The 19,033-nt window shown below is 70.2% G+C and carries 16 protein-coding genes and 5 tRNA genes; 10 read left to right on the top strand and 11 right to left on the bottom strand.

What is annotated here, in order from left to right; translation table 11 throughout:
* Nucleotides 1-43 precede the first annotated feature (43 nt).
* The gene (locus ACZ67Q_RS30625) at nt 44-688 is read left to right on the top strand and encodes a MerR family transcriptional regulator (protein ID WP_471188756.1); all 645 of its coding nucleotides are present in this window, start codon (nt 44-46) and stop codon (nt 686-688) included.
* Between the two features lie 67 nt (nt 689-755).
* Here ACZ67Q_RS30625 and ACZ67Q_RS30620 read toward each other — a convergent pair.
* The 9 genes from ACZ67Q_RS30620 to ACZ67Q_RS30580 all read right to left on the bottom strand — a co-directional run bounded on the left by ACZ67Q_RS30620 (nt 756) and on the right by ACZ67Q_RS30580 (nt 4,757).
* Nucleotides 756-831: transfer RNA gene (locus ACZ67Q_RS30620), tRNA-Glu, on the bottom strand.
* A 28-nt stretch (nt 832-859) separates the two neighbouring features.
* Nucleotides 860-931 (bottom strand) — tRNA-Gln (locus ACZ67Q_RS30615).
* Between the two features lie 21 nt (nt 932-952).
* Nucleotides 953-1,025 (bottom strand) — tRNA-Glu (locus ACZ67Q_RS30610).
* A gap of 29 nt (nt 1,026-1,054) precedes the next feature.
* Nucleotides 1,055-1,127 (bottom strand) — tRNA-Glu (locus tag ACZ67Q_RS30605).
* A 21-nt stretch (nt 1,128-1,148) separates the two neighbouring features.
* A tRNA-Gln gene (locus ACZ67Q_RS30600) sits at nt 1,149-1,220 on the bottom strand.
* Nucleotides 1,221-1,312: 92 nt separating this feature from the next.
* Nucleotides 1,313-2,044 (bottom strand): HAD family hydrolase, encoded by a 732-nt coding sequence (locus ACZ67Q_RS30595; RefSeq protein ID WP_471188754.1) that lies wholly within the window; start codon nt 2,042-2,044, stop codon nt 1,313-1,315.
* 86 nt (nt 2,045-2,130) lie between these two features.
* On the bottom strand, nt 2,131-3,615 hold the full coding sequence (gltX, locus tag ACZ67Q_RS30590; protein WP_471188752.1) for a glutamate--tRNA ligase: 1,485 nt from the start codon (nt 3,613-3,615) through the stop codon (nt 2,131-2,133).
* Complete coding sequence (locus ACZ67Q_RS30585; RefSeq protein WP_471188749.1) at nt 3,608-4,393, bottom strand: fumarylacetoacetate hydrolase family protein; 786 nt, start codon at nt 4,391-4,393, stop codon at nt 3,608-3,610. The genes gltX and ACZ67Q_RS30585 overlap by 8 nt, the downstream gene beginning before the upstream one ends.
* 181 nt (nt 4,394-4,574) lie before the next feature.
* Complete coding sequence (locus ACZ67Q_RS30580) at nt 4,575-4,757, bottom strand: hypothetical protein (RefSeq protein ID WP_471188747.1); 183 nt, start codon at nt 4,755-4,757, stop codon at nt 4,575-4,577.
* Between the two features lie 613 nt (nt 4,758-5,370).
* On the opposite strand from ACZ67Q_RS30580, the gene ACZ67Q_RS30575 reads away from it, so the two are divergent.
* From ACZ67Q_RS30575 to ACZ67Q_RS30540, 8 genes are all read left to right on the top strand, one after another.
* Nucleotides 5,371-9,153 (top strand): sensor histidine kinase, encoded by a 3,783-nt coding sequence (locus ACZ67Q_RS30575; RefSeq protein ID WP_471188745.1) that lies wholly within the window; start codon nt 5,371-5,373, stop codon nt 9,151-9,153.
* Between the two features lie 9 nt (nt 9,154-9,162).
* A complete protein-coding gene (locus ACZ67Q_RS30570; protein WP_023546525.1) occupies nt 9,163-9,576 on the top strand; it encodes a roadblock/LC7 domain-containing protein in 414 nt (137 codons plus the stop codon).
* 111 nt (nt 9,577-9,687) lie between these two features.
* Entirely contained in the window at nt 9,688-10,083 is a 396-nt protein-coding gene (locus tag ACZ67Q_RS30565; RefSeq protein ID WP_361627748.1) for a DUF742 domain-containing protein, read from the top strand.
* Entirely contained in the window at nt 10,064-10,651 is a 588-nt protein-coding gene (locus ACZ67Q_RS30560) for a GTP-binding protein (RefSeq protein WP_469816281.1), read from the top strand. The genes ACZ67Q_RS30565 and ACZ67Q_RS30560 overlap by 20 nt, the downstream gene beginning before the upstream one ends.
* A gap of 429 nt (nt 10,652-11,080) precedes the next feature.
* The gene (locus ACZ67Q_RS30555; RefSeq protein ID WP_471188722.1) at nt 11,081-14,332 is read left to right on the top strand and encodes a sensor histidine kinase; all 3,252 of its coding nucleotides are present in this window, start codon (nt 11,081-11,083) and stop codon (nt 14,330-14,332) included.
* Nucleotides 14,333-14,342: 10 nt separating this feature from the next.
* Nucleotides 14,343-14,756, top strand: a complete 414-nt coding sequence (locus tag ACZ67Q_RS30550) for a roadblock/LC7 domain-containing protein (RefSeq protein ID WP_004983065.1) — start codon at nt 14,343-14,345, stop codon at nt 14,754-14,756.
* A 98-nt stretch (nt 14,757-14,854) separates the two neighbouring features.
* Nucleotides 14,855-15,427, top strand: a complete 573-nt coding sequence (locus tag ACZ67Q_RS30545; RefSeq protein WP_103781643.1) for a DUF742 domain-containing protein — start codon at nt 14,855-14,857, stop codon at nt 15,425-15,427.
* Entirely contained in the window at nt 15,408-15,989 is a 582-nt protein-coding gene (locus ACZ67Q_RS30540; RefSeq protein WP_026084856.1) for a GTP-binding protein, read from the top strand. The genes ACZ67Q_RS30545 and ACZ67Q_RS30540 overlap by 20 nt, the downstream gene beginning before the upstream one ends.
* A gap of 164 nt (nt 15,990-16,153) precedes the next feature.
* On the opposite strand, the gene ACZ67Q_RS30535 is transcribed toward ACZ67Q_RS30540, so the two are convergent.
* Entirely contained in the window at nt 16,154-16,348 is a 195-nt protein-coding gene (locus ACZ67Q_RS30535; RefSeq protein WP_471188717.1) for an acyl-CoA carboxylase subunit epsilon, read from the bottom strand.
* A 56-nt stretch (nt 16,349-16,404) separates the two neighbouring features.
* Nucleotides 16,405-18,000, bottom strand: a complete 1,596-nt coding sequence (locus ACZ67Q_RS30530) for an acyl-CoA carboxylase subunit beta (RefSeq protein ID WP_471188715.1) — start codon at nt 17,998-18,000, stop codon at nt 16,405-16,407.
* Between the two features lie 345 nt (nt 18,001-18,345).
* Here ACZ67Q_RS30530 and ACZ67Q_RS30525 point away from each other — a divergent pair, with 345 nt between their 5' ends.
* Nucleotides 18,346-18,963, top strand: coding sequence for a YceI family protein (locus ACZ67Q_RS30525; RefSeq protein WP_471188712.1), 618 nt, complete (start codon nt 18,346-18,348; stop codon nt 18,961-18,963).
* Nucleotides 18,964-19,033: the final 70 nt, after the last annotated feature.

Below are 19,033 nucleotides of genomic sequence, written 5' to 3'. Positions count from 1 at the left end.
CCCGTGCTTGGATAGTGCCGTTACCCAAGGAGGGACGCAAGGGATGCGGCTGGCGGAACTGAGCGAGCGCAGCGGGGTTTCCACCGCGACGATCAAGTACTACCTGCGGGAGGGGCTCCTGCCGCCCGGCCGGCAGATCAATGCGACGACGGCCGAGTACGACGAGGAGCATCTGCGCCGGCTGCGGCTGGTGCGCGCGATGATCCAGGTCGGCCGGGTCCCCGTGGCCACGGTGCGCGAGGTTCTGGGGCATGTCGACGACGACTCGCTGGGCCGGTCGATCCGGCTGGGCGCGTCCCTGTGGGCGCTGCCGCAGGTGCCGGAGCCGGACGCGGACGACGAGTACGTGCAGGCCGCTCAGCGGGAGGTCGCCGCACTCCTGGACCGGGTCGGCTGGCGCAACGCCGAGCTCCTCGCGACCATCTCCCCCTCCTACCGCTCGCTGGTCGTGGCCGTGGCCGCGTTCCGCCGGCTCGGCTACGACTGGGGAGCCGAACAGCTCGTGCCGTACGCCGAGTTGATGCACCGGACCGCCACCCTGGACCTGGACAACATGGCGGCGTATCCGTCGGAGGCCGAGCGGGTGGAGTTCGCGATCCTGGGCGCGATCCTGAACGAGCCGCTGCTGCAGGCGCTGCACCGGCTGGCCCAGGAAGAGGAGTCGACGCGGCGGTACGGCTTCGACTAGCCGGCGGGGCGCCGTGCCGGGCACCGGGCACGACGAAGGCCCTCCGCCGAAGCGAAGGGCCTTCTCGTGGTACCCCCGACCGGATTCGAACCGGCGCTACCGCCTTGAGAGGGCGGCGTGCTAGGCCGCTACACAACGGGGGCCTGGACACTGCGTTTCCGCAGGTCCGAGCTGGTCTACCTGGACTCGAACCAAGACTAACTGAACCAGAATCAGTCGTGCTGCCAATTACACCATAGACCAATGATGGTTTAGACCAGTCAGTACCCCCGACCGGATTCGAACCGGCGCTACCGCCTTGAGAGGGCGGCGTGCTAGGCCGCTACACAACGGGGGCCCTAGCGATCCCGACATGATCGAGATCAGTACCCCCGACCGGATTCGAACCGGCGCTACTGCCTTGAGAGGGCAGCGTGCTAGGCCGCTACACAACGGGGGCTTTGCAGATAAGCTCTGCGAGCTGGCCTACCTGGACTCGAACCAAGACTAACTGAACCAGAATCAGTCGTGCTGCCAATTACACCATAGGCCACTGGAACTCAAGCCCCTGCGGGGATCTCGTTCTAGTTTCGCTCCCCCGGGTTCCGGCCTTTCGGCCCGCTCCCCGGCGGCGCAGGAAGAACATTACCTGAAGGTGGACCGGGCTCCAAAACGGGTATCCCCGCCGAGCACCGCCGGGAGTTCGGCGAGGGTCGAGATCCGGTGCGGACCCCGCGGCCCCTCACCGCCGGTACGCGCCCCGTCACGGTCGATCCACACCGACAGCAGACCCGCCTCCGCCGCCCCGCGCCCGTCGATGTCCGGATGGTCGCCGACGTAGGCGACCTCGTGCGGGGCGAGGCGCAGGGCGGCGCAGGCCGCGTGGAAGGCGGCCGCCTCGGGCTTGGAGACGCCCAGCTCGGCCGCGCACAGGATGGTCTCGAAGCGGCCGTGGACGCCGAGGACGCGCAGCTTGCGGTCCTGGACGGTGAGGCTCGAGTTGGACAGCACCGCGTGCCGGTAGCCGGCGGCGAGGGCGTCCAGGGCGGGCACGGCGTCCGGGAAGAGGGCCCAGGCGGACTCGTAGTGACCGACGTAACGCAGGAACCAGTCGTCGGCCTCCGCGTCGCTCAGTTCCGCGCCCAGGAATGTGCGCACCCGGTCGCGGCGCTGCGCCTCGAAGGTCGCCTCCCCGGCCGAGAAGCGCGCCCAGTGCAGCTCGGTGGCCTCCTTCCAGAGCGCGAGCGCCTGCTCCGCCGTGCCGAAGGCCTCGAGCAGTCCCTCGGCGACCAGGTGGGCGCGCATGCCCGCGCGGTCGGCGCTCGTGTAGTCGAAGAGGGTGTCGTCGACGTCCCAGACCACGGCTCGGATGCTCATGGGGCGACGGTAACCACACAACGGGGGCGGTACCCGGGTGTTTCCGGATACCGCCCCTGTGCCGCGGGTCGGCCGCGTGGTGTGCCTTACGCGGCCAGCCTGGCCAGCGCCGCGTCGATCCGGGCGAGGGACTTCTCCTTGCCCAGGACCTCCAGGGACTCGAAGAGCGGCAGGCCGACGGTGCGGCCGGTGACGGCGACCCGGACCGGGGCCTGGGCCTTGCCGAGCTTGAGGCCGTGCGCCTCACCGGCGGCCAGGACGGCCTCCTTCAGCGACTCCGGGGAGGTCCAGTCGGCCGACTGAAGCTTCTCGCGGGCCGTGCGCAGCAGAGCGTCGGAGCCCTCCTTCATCGCCTTCGTCCACGACGCCTCGTCGAAGACCGGCTCGGCGAGGAAGAGGAAGTCGACGTTGTCGGTGATCTCCGAGAGCACCTTCACGCGGGTCTGCGCGTGCGGGGCGATGGCCTGCCACTTGGTCTCGTCGAAGTCCTCCGGCGCCCAGGTGGCGAACGGGGCCTTGAGCCAGGGGCGGCAGCGCTCGGCGAAGTCCTTCACGTCCAGCATGCGGATGTGGTCGGCGTTGATCGCCTCGCACTTCTTCAGGTCGAAGCGCGCCGGGTTGGGGTTCACGTCGGAGATGTCGAAGGCCGCCACCATCTCCTCGATCGAGAAGATGTCCTGGTCCGCGGAGAGCGACCAGCCCAGCAGCGACAGGTAGTTGAGCAGGCCCTCGGGCAGGAAGCCCTGCTCGCGGTAGAGGTTCAGGCTCGACTGCGGGTCGCGCTTGGACAGCTTCTTGTTGCCCTCGCCCATCACGTACGGCAGGTGGCCGAAGGAGGGGATCTCCTTGGCGATGCCCAGCTCGATCAGCGCCTTGTACAGCGCGATCTGGCGCGGGGTGGAGGAGAGCAGGTCCTCGCCGCGCAGGACGTGGGTGATCTCCATCAGGGCGTCGTCGACCGGGTTGACCAGCGTGTACAGCGGGGCGCCGTTGGCGCGCACGATGCCGTAGTCCGGCACGTTCTCCGGGGTGAAGGTCAGCTCGCCGCGCACCAGGTCGGTGAAGGTGATCGTCTCGTCCGGCATACGGAAGCGGACGATGGGCTCACGGCCCTGCGCCTGGTACTGCTCGACCTGCTCGGCGCTCAGCTCGCGGCAGTGGCCGTCGTAGCCGGAGGGCTTGCCGGCGGCGCGGGCGGCCTCACGGCGGGTGTCCAGCTCCTCCTGGGAGCAGTAGCAGCGGTAGGCGTGGCCGGCGTCCAGCAGCTTCTGCGCGACGTCCTTGTAGAGGTCCATGCGCTGCGACTGGCGGTACGGCGCGTGCGGGCCGCCGACCTCGGGGCCCTCGTCCCAGTCGAAGCCGAGCCAGCGCATCGCCTCGAGCAGCTGGTTGTAGGACTCCTCGGAGTCGCGGGCCGCGTCGGTGTCCTCGATGCGGAAGACCAGGGTGCCCTGGTGGTGCCGCGCGAACGCCCAGTTGAACAGGGCGGTGCGGACCAGGCCCACGTGGGGGTTACCGGTGGGCGAGGGACAGAAACGGACGCGTACGGGAGAGCCGGATGCGCTAGCCACGCTTGACAACCTTGTTGGTGAGAGTGCCGATGCCTTCGATGGTGACGGCGACCTCGTCGCCGACGTTCAGGGGGCCGACCCCTGCCGGGGTGCCGGTGAGGATGACGTCGCCGGGCAGCAGCGTCATGGCCTCGGAGATGTTGACGATCAGATCCGCGATGTCATGGATCATCTCGCTCGTGCGGCCCAGTTGGCGCTGTTCGCCGTTGACCGTGAGCTGGATGGTCAGGTCGGACGCGGTCGCGAGGTCCAGGTCCGTCTCGACCCAGGGGCCGAGCGGGCAGGAGCTGTCGAAGCCCTTGGCCCGTGCCCACTGCTTCTCGCGCTTCTGCACGTCGCGGGCGGTGACGTCGACGGCGCAGGTGTAGCCGAAGATCACGTCCGCCACGCGCTCGCGCGGGACCTCGCGGCACATACGGCCGATGACGACGGCCAGCTCGGCCTCGTGCTGGAGGTCCTCGGTGAAGGGCGGGTACTGGATCGCGTCACCGGGGCCGATCACCGAGGTGGACGGCTTGAAGAAGGCGAACGGGGCGTCCGGCACCTCGTTGCCCAGCTCACGGGCGTGCTCGGCGTAGTTGCGGCCGAAGGCGACGACCTTGTTGGGCAGCACGGGAGGCAGCAGCCGCACCTTGCTCAGCGGGACCTTGGTGCCGGAGAGCTCGAAGTCCGCGAACGGGATGCCCTTGATGATGTCGAGGACGAGCTCGTCCGGCTTGTCGCCTTCGACCGCGCCGAAAGCGACGTTCCCGTCGATGGAGAACCTGGCGATGCGCACGGGATCCTTGCGCCCCTTAACTTGTCACTGAGCTGGCTGAAGTCTGACGCTCCAGGCTAACGCGGTGAACACTCCGCAACCGCGCGCATCACCCCGTGCGGCCCGCCTGGCGCGCCCGCGGCACGACGAAGGGCGCCCGCTCGGTGCGGGCGCCCTTCGCTGTCGTATCACCGCTGTGCGCTCACTGCGCGGCGGTCACCGGGATGTCCATGAGGACCGTGCGCCGCGGGTTGGCGGTCTGCGCCGGCAGATCGATGGAGTGCTCCGGCTGCTCCGGGATCTGCAGTTCGTCGGCTGCGTCCAGGTGCGCCAGCGTCGTGCGCCGCGGGTTGGCAAGCGGGCGGAACATCATCGTCGTCTTCACGGTTAACAAGACCTGTTCGTCTCGGGGCGCTGGGAGGGGGCCAAGCTACCTCACGTGCGCGCGGATTGTCAGAACGTCACCTCCTGTCAAGCACGAGGCCAAACCTGCGCATTCCCGTCGAAGACGTGAAGACCACATGATCCTCGTGTGAGTTTGCTCACGAATCACCGCTCAAAGCGGTCAATTCCGACCCGCGGATCACCCCAGCGAAACGGACATTGGCCCCCTGAAGCCCTCATTCCGCTCCTGATCATGGCGACTGGGACACCGCCGCTGCTCCGGCGACTCGCTCGGATACGCCCGATTCGTACAGGATCACTTTCCACACCTGGTAACCCGGCCCTCACGTGCTGTCACGGACGTCACACAACGACCCACGAACCTTGTTGGAGATCCTGCACTGTGCTGGAATGCCACGGACCGCCGCAGGATCGAGCCGGCGCACAGGGGGCGCCGAGCAGCGTCGCTCCCGACAAGGTGGGCGGCGAGAGGGGGAATCCAGCGCCGGTCACTCACGACCACCCGGGAGACGTATTCAGGGCGCTCTCCCAAGACGCCGACACCGTTCCTTCGTATCTGCGGAGGGACGCCTGGTCCAGAGGTTGCGACGCTAGTGCAGGGACGTTTCAAGAGGGATGGCAGCGCTTCGGCGGAGCCGGAGCCGCACGGCGGGACTGGCCCCATGGCCGTCAGCTCCTCGCCCCAGCACGCCCAGAACCCGGGCCAGGCGGCCCCGTCCGGTGACGGCGGTGAGCGCCCCGGTCGCCCGGGGGTGACCGTGTCGGCGCCGAGCCCCGCCACCCCCAAGGTCAAGCCGCCGCAGGGCCCCTCCGGCCCCGGCACGCGAATAGCCCTGCGCAACTGGCGCATCTCCACTCGACTGGTGTCACTGCTCGCGCTCCCCGTGGTCGCGGCGACCACGCTGGGTGCCCTGCGCATCAGCGAGTCGATGGACAACATCCAGCAGCTCGAGAACATGAAGCTGCTGACCGAGATGACCAAGCAGGCCACCGAGCTGGCCGCGGCGCTCCAGGAGGAGCGCGACGAGTCCGCCGGTCCGCTGGCGCACGGTTCCAAGGCCGAGGACCCCACCGTCAAGGGGCTGCGGGACAAGACCGACCGCGCCAAGGACAACTTCATCGACGCCTCGGAGCAGGTCGAGGACGGCAACCTGCAGGGTGTCCGCGAGAGCGTCGTCGCCATCGCCCGGGACCTGAACACCCTGGGCAGGATCCGCCAGGAGGCCTACACGGCTCAGGGCAACTCCTCGCAGACGGTCGAGGCCTACCACCGGCTGATCACCCACCTGCTGGACCTGTCCCAGGACATGGCCGAGGCCACCAGCAACCCGGAGATGATCCAGCGCACCCGCGCGCTGGCCGCGTTCTCCTCCGCCAAGGAGTACGCCTCCATGCAGCGCGCGGTCATCGCGGCCGCCCTGCCCGCCAGCAACACCACTTACGGCGACCTCTCCGAGAACGACCGCAACTACGCGGAGTCGGCGACCGAGGGCCAGAAGTCGGAGCTGAGCACCTTCCGCAGCATCTACGGCGACAAGAACGCCGAGGAGCTGCTCAAGCCCATCCAAGAGGGCAACCCGATCATCGAGGACGCCGACACCTACGCGAGCCGCGCGGTCCAGGACATCGGTGGTCTGAAGAAGCTGGACAAGCGGTCCTACAAGGACTGGCTGGACGACAGCGGCACCAAGCTCCAGCAGATGTCGAACATCGAGCTGACGCTGCTCAGCGAGATGGAGCAGAAGGCCCGCGAGCTGCGCAGCGACTCCGAGCGCGAGGCGATCATCTCCGGTGCGCTGATCCTGCTCGTGCTCGGCGTGTCCCTGGTCGGCGCGTTCGTCGTGGCCCGGTCCATGATCCGCTCGCTGCGCCGGCTCCAGGAGACCGCCACCAGGGTCGCCCAGGACCGTCTGCCCGAGCTGGTCAAGCAGCTGTCGGAGTCGGACCCGCAGGACGTCGACACCTCCGTGGAGTCGGTCGGTGTGCACTCCCGGGACGAGATCGGCCAGGTGGCCGCGGCCTTCGACGACGTGCACCGCGAGGCGGTCCGCCTCGCCGCCGAGCAGGCCCTGCTGCGGGGCAACGTCAACGCGATGTTCACCAACCTCTCGCGCCGCTCCCAGGGTCTGATCCAGCGCCAGCTGTCGCTGATCTCCGAGCTGGAGTCCCGCGAGGCCGACCCGGACCAGCTGTCCTCGCTGTTCAAGCTGGACCACCTCGCCACCCGTATGCGCCGTAACGGTGAGAACCTCCTCGTCCTCGCGGGTGAGGAGCCGGGGCGGCGCTGGACCCGCCCGGTCCCGCTGGTCGACGTGCTCCGCGCCGCCGCCTCCGAGGTGGAGCAGTACGAGCGCATCGAGCTGGCCTCCGTGCCGACGACCGAGGTCGCCGGCCGGGTCGTCAACGACCTCGTGCACCTGCTCGCCGAGCTGCTGGAGAACGCCACCTCCTTCTCCTCCCCGCAGACCAAGGTCAAGGTCACCGGTCACGCGCTGCCCGACGGCCGCGTGCTGATCGAGATCCACGACACCGGTATCGGCCTCTCCCCCGAGGACCTCGCCGCGATCAACGAGCGGCTCGCCTCGCCGCCCACCGTGGACGTCTCCGTCTCCCGCCGCATGGGTCTGTTCGTGGTCGGCCGCCTCTCGCAGCGCCACGGCATCCGCATCCAGCTGCGCCCGTCCGACTCCGGCGGTACGACCGCGCTGGTCATGCTGCCGGTCGACGTCGCGCAGGGCGGCAAGAAGCCGCAGCCTCCGAAGCCCGGCCAGGGTTCCACCGGTGGTCCCGCCGCCGCGCAGGCCGCCGCCGGTGCGGCCGCCGCACGCCGCCAGGCCGCCGGGAACAACGGTGGCGGCCAGGGCGGCGGAGCCTTCGGCGCCTCGCCCTCCGCGGGTGCCCCGGGCGCCGGCAACGGCGGTCTGCTGGGCGCCGGCCAGGGGCCGCGCGCCGCGCTGCCCGGCCGGGACGGTGCCCGTCCGGGTGCGCCGTCCGCTCCCCGCGGTCCGCAGCCGCAGGGCGGTCCGCAGCAGGGCCGGCCCGCGCCGGCCGGTACGGGTGCGCCCTTCGGCCAGCCGGCCGCGCCGCAGGGTCTGCAGCCCACCGGTCCGGGTACGCCCGGCCAGGAGCCCTTCGGAGCGTCGCGCGGCCCGGTGCCGCCGCAGCGCCCCGCCGACGACGCGGGCGCGGAGAAGGGCGGCCGGCGTCGCCGTCCGCAGCTGCCGGCGCGCGACGGTGCCCGGGCCGAGCTGCCCGGCAGCGCCCCGCAGCAGCCGCGTACGCCGAGCTGGAGCGACCAGAGCGGCGAGCCGCCGGTGTCGCGTGCCTCGCTGGACACCCCGCGCGGTCACGAGGAGCCGGAGGTCTCGCAGACCTCGCGGATGCCGCGGATCGACGACCGTCAGGGCCCCGGCGCGACCGCCGAGATCCCGGCGGTGGGCCGTGGGGACGACGCGCAGGGCCCGGGCAGCACCTCCGAGTTCGCCCGTCCGGACTTCGGCGCGCCGCACCAGGGCGGCGACCCGTTCGTCCGCTCCGACATCTTCGGCACCCCGGGTGCCCCCGGCGGCCGTGACTCCGGGCCTGCCGCGGGCCGGTTCGCGCCCCCGCAGGCGTACGACGACGGCTCCTCCGGCCAGTTCCCCGCGCCCCAGCGCGACGGCTCGACCGGCCAGTTCCCCGCGCCGCAGCAGGACGGCTCCACCACGGGCCGGCATGCCCTGCCCGCGCGCCCGGAGCCCGCGGCCGGCGACCCGTTCGGGCAGCCGCAGCCGGGTGGCTACGGCTACCCGCAGCCGCAGGCCCCGCAGCAGCGCCCGGCGCACGGGGAGCCGCAGGCCCCGCAGCAGCGGCCCGCGTACTCCGAGCCGCAGGCTCCGCAGCAGCGCCCGGTCCGGCGTGAGCCGGAGGCGCTGCCGCCGGCCAGCGGTCCGGGTGACGGCCGTACCCCGCTGTACGACACGCTGGAGACCAACTGGTTCCGCGGCGGCCGCGAGGACGAGCAGCAGCAGAGTGCCGCTCCGGCCCCGCAACAGCAGCCGCAGGCGCCGGCTCCCGCGGCCCCCCAGCAGCGTCCGGCCCAGAGCGGCTGGCGCAGCTCGCCGAACGACGATCTCGTCCGGCAGGCGGAGCGGGTGCGTCAGCCCGCCTCGGGTGGAGTCACCACCTCCGGTCTGCCGCGCCGCGTGCCCCGGGCGAACCTCGTGCCGGGCACGGCTCAGCAACAGCAGAACCAGGCCGGTCCGCAGGTCTCGCGCGCGCCGCAGGACGTGCGCGGACGGCTGACCAATCTCCGTCGGGGCATCGCTCAGGGCCGTCAGGCCGGCAGCGGCCAGACCGGCAGCTTCCCGAGCCCCACTCACCAGCAGGAGCGTTAGTTGAGCCAGATGAGCCAGGCGGCACAGAACCTCAACTGGTTGATCACCAACTTCGTGGACAACACCCCAGGGGTGTCCCACACCGTCGTCGTGTCCGCCGACGGTCTGCTGCTGGCGATGTCCGAGGGCTTCCCGCGCGACCGTGCCGACCAGCTGGCGGCCGTCGCGTCCGGGCTCACCTCGCTGACGGCCGGTGCCTCGCGGATCTTCGAGGGCGGCACCGTGGCACAGACGGTCGTCGAGATGGAACGGGGCTTTCTGTTCCTGATGTCCGTCTCGGACGGCTCGTCGCTGGCCGTGCTCGCGCACCCCGAGTGCGACATCGGCCTCGTCGGCTACGAGATGGCGCTCCTGGTCGACCGCGCGGGCGCGGTGCTCACGCCCGACCTGCGCGCCGAGCTCCAGGGAAGTCTGCTCCACTGACCGGCCCGTGATCCATACGCGTCACCGAAAAACCGTCCGGCCGCCACAATCCCCCCACCGGCCCCGTCCGACGGCCAGCCCGACCGACTTGCTGTCTCGCCCGGAGGATTCATGACCCCGCCCACCGCCCATCATGATCCGTACGCAGGGTCGTACGAGGAAGAGGGCGACCAGCCGCTGGTCAGGCCGTACGCCATGACCGGCGGCCGGACCCGGCCGCGCTACCAGCTCGCCATCGAGGCGCTGATCAGCACCACGGCCGACCCGGCTGCGCTCATGGGGTTGCTCCCGGAGCACCAGCGCATCTGCCATCTGTGCCGTGAGGTGAAGTCGGTCGCGGAGGTCTCCGCGCTGCTCAACATGCCGCTGGGCGTGGCCCGCATTCTCGTCGCGGACCTCGCCGAGGCCGGTCTCGTCGCGATCCACCAGCCGGGCGGCGACGAGGCCACCGGTGCTCCGGACGTGACGCTGCTCGAAAGGGTGCTCAGTGGACTTCGCAAGCTCTAGCGGTCAGGCGACGACCGCGCGCTCGACCACCTCGGCGAAGATCGTGGTGGCGGGCGGCTTCGGCGTGGGCAAGACCACGTTCGTCGGCGCCGTCTCGGAGATCAACCCGCTGCGCACGGAGGCCGTGATGACGTCCGCGTCCGCGGGCATCGACGACCTCACCCACACCGGAGACAAGACCACCACCACGGTGGCCATGGACTTCGGCCGTATCACCCTGGACCAGGACCTGATCCTCTACCTGTTCGGCACGCCCGGACAGGACCGCTTCTGGTTCATGTGGGACGACCTGGTGCGCGGCGCGATCGGCGCGGTGGTGCTCGTGGACACCCGGCGCCTGGCCGACTGCTTCCCCGCCGTCGACTACTTCGAGAACAGCGGCCTGCCCTTCGTCGTCGCCCTCAACGGCTTCGACGGACAGCAGCCCTACCAGCCGGAAGAGGTCCGCGAGGCCCTGCAGATCGGCCCCGACACCCCGATCATCACGACGGACGCCCGGCACCGCGCCGACGCCAAGTCAGCCCTGATCACGCTGGTGGAGCACGCCCTGATGGCACGACTGCGTTAGCGCGCACACCGGTACGCACACCGGTACGACACGGGACCGACACTCAAGTCGGAAGGGCGATACGGCAGTTGTCGTAGGCCCCTGCGGAGCCGGCTGTGGCCTTTGACACGGCCGGCTCCGGTGTTCATAACAGTTCGGCAGAGGAATCGTGGAGAACCGCCACGCGTCGCGGTCGACCGGTGTCGCTGTGCGCACGAACGCCCCGTCTTTTGACGGGGCTCGCTCTTTATGACCGTTTTATGTGGGGCTTACATCACCTCGAGCCCGCGCATTCCGCTGTTTGGAAGAGCGCAGGTCGTCGTGCTGGAATGCCTGAACTGCCCAATAGTCAAAGACGTACTGGTAGGCGTACCGGGAGTCCTTGGCCGACCGGGCACGGACACACTGCGGCACGACGAAGGTGCCGACCGCCGAGAGGTTGTTGGTCGAGTGAGGCGAAGCAAGAACAGTCCCGAGCCGGCGGCGCGGGGCAACTTCACCCCGCCGCCGCGCACAGCGGCGCCCGCCCCTGTGCCCGGTTCGGAACCGTCGGCGGCGCCGGCCCCGAGCGGCGGCCGCTTCTCCCCCCGCAACTGGCGGGTGCCGACCAGGCTGAACGCGATCCTGCTCATACCGGTGCTCGTCGGCCTCGTCATGGGCGGCTTCCAGGTCAAGAGCTCGATCGACACCTGGCAGAACGCGGAGGACGCGGAGAACGTCGCGCTCCTGGTGCGCGCCGCCGAGGACTACGGCCAGGCCCTGCTCGACGAGCGCGACCTCACCGCGCCCGACCTGCTCCAGGGCAAGGGCGAGACGGCCGAGGTCAAGCAGCTGCGCGCCGCCACCGACTCCGCCAAGGGGAAGTTCGACGAGGCGGCGAAGAACCTGCCGCACACGGCCGCCCTCGACCGCCGTATGCAGCTGTTCCGCTCCAACGAGAACAAGCTGTCCGCGCTGCGTCAGGCCGCCTTCACCAAGCCGATGGACCCGGTGAAGACGGAAGAGGGCTACGTCCTCGTCCAGCACTCCCTGATGGAGTTCGCCAACGAGCTGAGCCTCGGTACCGGCAACGTCACCTCCTACGGCCGTACCGTCTACGCCGTCTCCCTCGCCAAGGCCGCGACGTCGCTGCAGCGCGCGATCGGCGTGCACCTGCTGATCCGGCCCGCCGAGAAGCAGAGCGTGGCCGCGCAGCAGCGCGTCTCCCTCGCGACGTACCGCTACCTCGAGGGCATCGCCGTCAACGAGTTCGTCTCGGGCGCCACCCAGGCCGACGTCAACCGCCTCGACCAGGTCATGGCGCAGCAGCGTCAGAAGGTCGGTGACCGGGGCGCCGCCGTCAACGCCGGTGACAACAGCTCCACGCAGGGTGGCGCCTACACCGCCATGCCCGTCGCCGACAAGATGCTCCAGGGCATCGCCGCCGGCACCTTCAGCTCCGAGGAGCTGGCGGCCAAGGGCGTGACGCCGCAGACCTGGATGGGCGCCTCCACCGCGAAGTTCGACGGCTACCGCCAGGTCGAGACCGAACTGGTCGACAAGGCAGTGGCCGACGCGCAGAGCATCGCCGACAACGCCAAGCAGGACGCCATCGTCACCGGCGCCATCGTGGTGGTCGCCCTGCTGCTCGCCTTCATCCTGGCCGGTGCCGTGGCCCGCCAGATGAGCCGCGCGATGCGCCAGCTGCGCAACGCCGCGTTCGGCATCGCCGAGCAGCGCCTGCCGATGCTGGTCGACCAGCTCTCGCGCACCGACCCCGGCCGCGTGGACACCCGGGTCGCCCCGATCCCGATCACCACCACCGACGAGATCGGTGAGGTCGCCCGCGCCTTCGACCAAGTGCACCGCGAGGCGGTCCGGCTCGCCTCCGAGCAGGCCCTGCTGCGGGGCAACATCAACGCGATCTTCACCAACCTCTCGCGCCGCAACCAGTCGCTGATCGAGGGCCAGCTGACCCTGATCACGGACCTGGAGAACAACGAGGCAGACCCGGACCAGCTGGAGAACCTCTTCAAGCTGGACCACCTCGCCACCCGTATGCGCCGCAACGGCGAGAACCTGCTGGTCCTCGCCGGTGAGGAGCCGGGCCGCCGCTGGGACCAGCCGGTGCCGCTCGTCGACGTGCTGCGCGCCGCCTCCTCCGAGGTGGAGCAGTACGAGCGCATCGAGCTGCAGGGCGTCCCGGAGGCCGAGATCCACGGCCGGGCCGTGACCGACCTCGTGCACCTGCTGGCCGAGCTGCTGGAGAACGCCACCACGTTCTCCTCCCCGCAGACCAAGGTCCGGGTCACCGCGACCCGTCTCCCCGACGGCCGCGTGATGATCGAGATCCACGACAAGGGCATCGGCCTGACCGCCGAGGACTTCGCCGACATCAACCACAAGCTGGCCAACCCGCCGACCGTGGACGCCGCGATCTCGCAGCGCATGGGCCTGTTCGTGGTCGGCCGACTGTCCGACCGGCACGGCATCCGGGTCCAGCTGCGCCCCTCGGGCGAGCAGGCCGGCACCACCTCGCTGGTCATGCTGCCGGACGCGATCACGCACGGCGGTGGCGGCGAACAGCACGTCCAGCGCGACGAGTTCACCGTCTCGCAGATCATCCCGGAGCAGAACTTCCAGGGTGAGAACTTCAGCCAGCCGATGCGCACGGCCGCCGAACTGGGCTTCGACGACAGCCGCTACACCGAGGTCCCCGACGATCTGCGCGATCTGGACCCGGTCGGCCGCTCCCTGATGCGCGAGGAGCGCCGCGCGGCCCTGGAGGCCCAGGGGCAAGGCGAGCCGCAGGAGCAGAGCCACGAGCAGGGCGGGTACGCCGACGACTTCGGCTCCGGGACCCAGCAGCAGCCGGCCTACGACGCCCACCAGGGCGGCTTCCCCGAGCAGGGCACCGGGTACGACCAGCACACGGCGTACGAGGAGCACCGGGGCGGCTACGACGGACAGCAGGCGCCGTCGTACGAGGAGTCCTACTACGGGCAGAACGGGCACGTACCGCAGAACGACGGTTTCGGCACCGCCGGCGGCTACCCCGAGCGCTCGTATGCGGAGCCCGCGCAGGAGGAGTCCGCGCCGGCGCACGCCGCCGCTCCGGAGAACCCTTCGGGCTTCGACCAGACGTCCTACCAGGACGACTGGCCCCAGCACAGCGGCTACCAGAACGGCTACGGGTCCCAGTACGCTGCGGACGCACCGGAAGCGGAACCGCAGCGGACCGCTGACGCGAGTCAGCAGGACCGCGTAGGCTTCGACCGTCCGGGACCGGCCACTTCCGCCGTCCACGAGCTGACCGACGCCGGGCTGCCGCGCCGCGGATCCCACGCGAGCGGTTCGAACGGCTCCGCCCAGCGCGTGAACCAGGAAGCGCCGGCGCCCACTCCGGAGAACAACGGCGACAATGGCAGCTGGCGGTCGGCGAACGACGACCGCTGGCAGCAGGCCGCGCAGCTCCGGAAGCCCAAGGCAGGCGGGGTCACGGCCTCCGGCCTGCCGCGGCGGATTCCCAAGGCCAACCTGGTCGACGGCGCCGCCGAAACCACCCCCCAGGGGGGCCCACAGGTCTCCCGCGCCCCGGAGGACGTCCGGGGCAGGCTGAGCAACCTGCGCCGGGGCGTCCAGCGTGGACGCAGCGCGAGCGCAGGCAGTGAAACGAACGGCCAGGGCTTCGGTCCTGACAGCACCTACAACCAGGAGCGTTAGTGTGAGCCCGATGAGCCAGGCGGCACAGAACCTGAACTGGTTGATCACCAACTTCGTGGACAACACCCCGGGGGTGTCCCACACGGTGGTGGTCTCCGCCGACGGACTCCTTCTGGCGATGTCCGAAGGCTTCCCCCGCGACCGCGCCGATCAGCTCGCGGCCGTCGCCTCCGGTCTGACCTCGCTGACCGCCGGTGCGTCCCGGATCTTCGAGGGCGGCAGCGTGAACCAGACGGTTGTGGAGATGGAGCGGGGATTCCTGTTCATCATGTCCATTTCCGATGGTTCCTCGCTTGCGGTGCTGGCGCACCCGGAGGCGGACATCGGTCTCATCGGGTACGAAATGGCCCTTCTGGTGGACCGGGCGGGTACCGTCCTGACGCCGGACCTGCGGGCCGAGCTCCAGGGCAGCCTGCTCAACTGACGGGGGGACGGTGCGTTTTGGCGTCCCGGGGCCGTAAGGTTTCGGGACGCGGGCTTCCACGTGGTGGGATGCCAGACACGCTCGGAGGAGGAGAGAAAGTGGCAACACCCCCAGGCGGTTCGTCTTCGGGCAACTGGTCGTACGGGCCTGGCCAGGGCCACGGCGACGGTTCCGCGAACCCGTACGCCTACCCCTCCGCCCCGAGCCACCGGCAGCCGTACATGCCCCAGGGCCCCGGCCCGTCGCCGTACGACCAGCCGCCGGCCCCGCGTATCCAGCCCGTGCAGCCGCAGCGTCGCACCCCCGAGCCGGCGCCCGCCGGGGCGTCGAACAACCCGCTGGTGCGTCCGTACGCCATGACCGGCGGCCGGACGCGTCCGCGCTACCAGCTCGCCATCGAGGCGCTGGTGCACACCACCGCTGCTCCGCACCAGATGCAGGGCCAGCTGCCCGAGCATCAGCGGATCTGCAACCTGTGCCGCGAGATCAAGTCGGTGGCCGAGATCTCGGCCCTGCTGACGATCCCGCTCGGCGTGGCCAGGATCCTCGTCGCCGACTTGGCGGAGGCGGGACTGGTCGCCATCCATCAGCCCGGCGGCGACGAGAACGCCGGCGGCCAGCCAGACGTGACACTGCTCGAAAGGGTGCTCAGTGGACTTCGCAAGCTCTAGCGGCGGTCCTTCCCGCTCCACCACCTCCGCGAAGATCGTGGTGGCGGGCGGCTTCGGCGTGGGCAAGACCACGTTCGTCGGCGCCGTCTCGGAGATCAACCCGCTGCGCACGGAGGCCGTGATGACGTCCGCGTCCGCGGGCATCGACGACCTCACCCACACCGGAGACAAGACCACCACCACGGTGGCCATGGACTTCGGCCGTATCACCCTGGACCAGGACCTGATCCTCTACCTGTTCGGCACGCCCGGACAGGACCGCTTCTGGTTCATGTGGGACGACCTGGTGCGCGGCGCGATCGGCGCGGTGGTGCTCGTGGACACCCGGCGCCTGGCCGACTGCTTCCCCGCCGTCGACTACTTCGAGAACAGCGGCCTGCCGTTCGTGATCGCGCTGAACGGCTTCGACGGGCAGCAGCCCTACCAGCCGGACGAGGTGCGCGAGGCCCTGCAGATCGGCCCCGACACCCCGATCATCACGACGGACGCCCGGCACCGCGCCGACGCCAAGTCGACGCTCATCACGCTCGTCGAGCACGCGCTCATGGCGCGCCTGCGGTAGGTGGTCCGGCGCCCGGGCTGCCCCTTGCGGTGACACGCCGTCTGCGGGCAGCTCGTGGCCGATCGCGTCCCGCGGCGGAGCCTCGGATCGCGGACACCCTCCCACGCTCCTTCGGGACACGAAGAAGGGCCCCTCTCCTCGGAGAGGGGCCCTTCGTGCGTGCGTCAGCGCCAGCTGTGCGGGGCGCGGAAGCCGCTCTCGCGCTCCAGGCGGCGCCAGCCGGCGCGCGGGCGGCCGCGGTGGACGGGGACGGTCTCGGCGGGGCGGGCGGCCGCGCGGGCCAGGAGGACGGCCGTGATGGCGGCGACCTCCTCGGGCTCGGCGTGGCCCTTCTCGACGCGGATGTCGGCTGTGCTCATGGTGTCAGTCTCCGTGAGTAAGGGGTCCGCGGGGTTGCCGCGGTGGGTCCGCTGGGTTACTGCGGAGGGTTGCCGTGCTTGCGCGAGGGCAGGTCGGCGTGCTTCGTCTGGAGCATCGCGAGGGAGCGGGCGAGGATCTCGCGGGTCTCGGCGGGGTCGATGACGTCGTCGACCAGGCCGCGCTCGGCCGCGTAGTAGGGGTGCATCAGCTCGGCCTTGTACTCCTTGACCATCTTCTGCCGCATGGCCTCGGGGTCCTCGGCGTCGGCGATCTGCCGGCGGAAGATGACGTTGGCCGCGCCCTCGGCGCCCATCACGGCGATCTCGTTGGTCGGCCACGCGTAGGTGAGGTCGGCGCCGATGGACTGGGAGTCCATCACGATGTAGGCACCGCCGTAGGCCTTGCGCAGGATGAGCGAGATCCGCGGCACGGTCGCGTTGCAGTACGCGTACAGCAGCTTGGCGCCGTGCCTGATGATCCCGCCGTGCTCCTGGTCGACACCGGGGAGGAAGCCCGGGACGTCCAGGAACGTGATGATCGGAATGTTGAAGGCGTCGCACATCTGCACGAACCGCGCGGCCTTCTCGCTGGCCTCGATGTCCAGGACACCGGCCAGCACCTGCGGCTGGTTGGCGACGATCCCGACGACCTGGCCGTCCAGCCGGGCCAGCGCGCAGATGATGTTGCGGGCCCAGCGCTCGTGCACCTCGAGGTACTCGCCGTCGTCGACGATCTCCTCGATCACCTTGGTCATGTCGTACGGCCGGTTGCCGTCCGCCGGAACCAGGTCCAGCAGCACCTCGCCGCGCCGCTCCACCGGGTCACCGGACTCCACCCGCGGGGGGTTCTCCCGGTTGTTCTGCGGCAGCAGCGACAACAGGTACCGCACCTCGGCGATGCAGGTCTCCTCGTCGTCGTAGGCGAAGTGACACACACCGGAGGTCTCCGCGTGCACGTCCGCGCCGCCGAGGCCGTTCTGCGTGATCTCCTCACCGGTGACGGCCTTGACCACGTCCGGGCCGGTGATGAACATCTGCGAGGTGTCGCGGACCATGAACACGAAGTCCGTCAGCGCCGGGCTGTAGGCCGCACCGCCCGCGCACGGGCCGAGCATCACCGAGATCTGCGGGATGACACCGGAAGCCTTGGTGTTGCGCTGGAAGATGCCGCCGTACCCGGCGAGCGCGCTCACACCCTCCTGGATGCGGGCGCCGGCGCCGTCGTTGAGCGACACCAGCGGCGCACCGGCCGCGATGGCCATGTCCATGATCTTGTGGATCTTCGTGGCGTGGGCCTCGCCCAGCGCGCCGCCGAAGATCCGGAAGTCATGGGCGTAGACGAAGACCGTACGGCCCTCCACCGTCCCCCAGCCGGTGATCACACCGTCCGTGTACGGCTTCTTCGCCTCCAGCCCGAAACCGCTCGCCCGGTGCCGGCGCAGCTGCTCGACCTCCCGGAAGGACCCCGGGTCCAGGAGCAGCTCGATGCGCTCCCGAGCCGTCAGCTTGCCCTTGGCGTGCTGGGCCGCGGTCGCCTTCTCGCTCGGACCGGCCAACGCCTGGGCACGGATCTCGTGCAGTTCGGCGACCCGCCCGCGCGCGTCCGTCGGCTCGCCGGTGGGCTCACCCGTCGTCTCTTCCAAAACGGTCATGTAGCGACCTTACGAAGGACGCCAAGGAAAGCGAGCCGTCGACTCCGTACAGTCTCCGGCCCGTTTTCCTGGTACCCCTGAACAGAACTCGGCGGGGATGCAGGCGTTCCGACTGCTCAGAGGGCGTTGACGTTGTGGGGGTCGCACAAATCCGGCGGGCGAGAGCCGCCTCACATCGGGGCGCTCGCATGCCATCACCGGAGTGAATCCGGGCCCGGACCGCGACCCGGAAAGACTACCTCCGCCGATACTGTTGAACTTTGAACGGAATAGGTCTACCGTCGAAGTCGTTGGCATCGTTGAACATTCAACATTCCGCCCCCAACCGTCCCCAAGGAGCACGTCATGGGCATCTTCGGCCGCAAGAACACCCCCGAGACCACCGCCGCCCCCGCCGGCGCCACCGCGCCCGTCGGCCCGGACCTCGCGGCCCTGACCGGCGACTACACGATCGACCCGAGCCACACCACGATCGGCTTCGTCGCCCGCCACGCGATGGTCACCAACGTCAAGGGTTCCTTCCTCGACTTCTCCGGCTCGCTGCACCTGGACGGCGCCGATCCGGCGCGCTCGACGGCCTCCCTCGACATCAAGATGGACAGCATCGACACGGGCAACGCCGACCGTGACGGTCACCTGAAGTCCGCGGACTTCTTCAAGACCGACGAGTTCCCGACGATGACGTTCCGCTCCACCGAGGCGGAGGCCCTGGGCGGCGACGACTACCGCATCACCGGCGACCTGTCGATCCTCGGTGTCACCAAGCCGCTCACCATCGACCTGGAGTTCCACGGCGCCGCGAAGGACCCGTTCGGCAACGAGCGCGTCGGCTTCGAGGGCAAGGCAGAGATCCTGCGCTCGGAGTGGGGCCTGACCTGGAACGCGGCGCTGGAGACCGGTGGCGTCCTGGTCTCCGACAAGATCAAGCTGGTCTTCGACATCTCCGCGATCCGCAACGCCTGACCCGAACACCGGCACAGCACGGGCCACCCGACTTCCGCCGCCCCGGCGGAACCGGGGGCCCGTGCCGCGT

It is taken from the genome of Streptomyces sp. NPDC036813 (genome assembly GCF_055609245.1).
This window is presented reverse-complemented; position numbering and strand designations above follow the sequence as displayed.

Excerpts from the sequence above, each read along its gene's own strand:
- ACZ67Q_RS30625 (WP_471188756.1), top strand. The coding sequence starts at position 44 with ATGCGGCTGGCGGAACTGAGCGAGCGCAGCGGGGTTTCCACCGCGACG.
- ACZ67Q_RS30595 (WP_471188754.1), bottom strand. The coding sequence starts at position 2,044 with ATGAGCATCCGAGCCGTGGTCTGGGACGTCGACGACACCCTCTTCGAC.
- ACZ67Q_RS30570 (WP_023546525.1), top strand. The coding sequence starts at position 9,163 with ATGAGCCAGGCGGCACAGAACCTCAACTGGTTGATCACCAACTTCGTG.
- ACZ67Q_RS30565 (WP_361627748.1), top strand. The coding sequence starts at position 9,688 with ATGACCCCGCCCACCGCCCATCATGATCCGTACGCAGGGTCGTACGAG.
- ACZ67Q_RS30550 (WP_004983065.1), top strand. The coding sequence starts at position 14,343 with ATGAGCCAGGCGGCACAGAACCTGAACTGGTTGATCACCAACTTCGTG.
- ACZ67Q_RS30535 (WP_471188717.1), bottom strand. The coding sequence starts at position 16,348 with ATGAGCACAGCCGACATCCGCGTCGAGAAGGGCCACGCCGAGCCCGAG.
- ACZ67Q_RS30530 (WP_471188715.1), bottom strand. The coding sequence starts at position 18,000 with ATGACCGTTTTGGAAGAGACGACGGGTGAGCCCACCGGCGAGCCGACG.
- ACZ67Q_RS30525 (WP_471188712.1), top strand. The coding sequence starts at position 18,346 with ATGGGCATCTTCGGCCGCAAGAACACCCCCGAGACCACCGCCGCCCCC.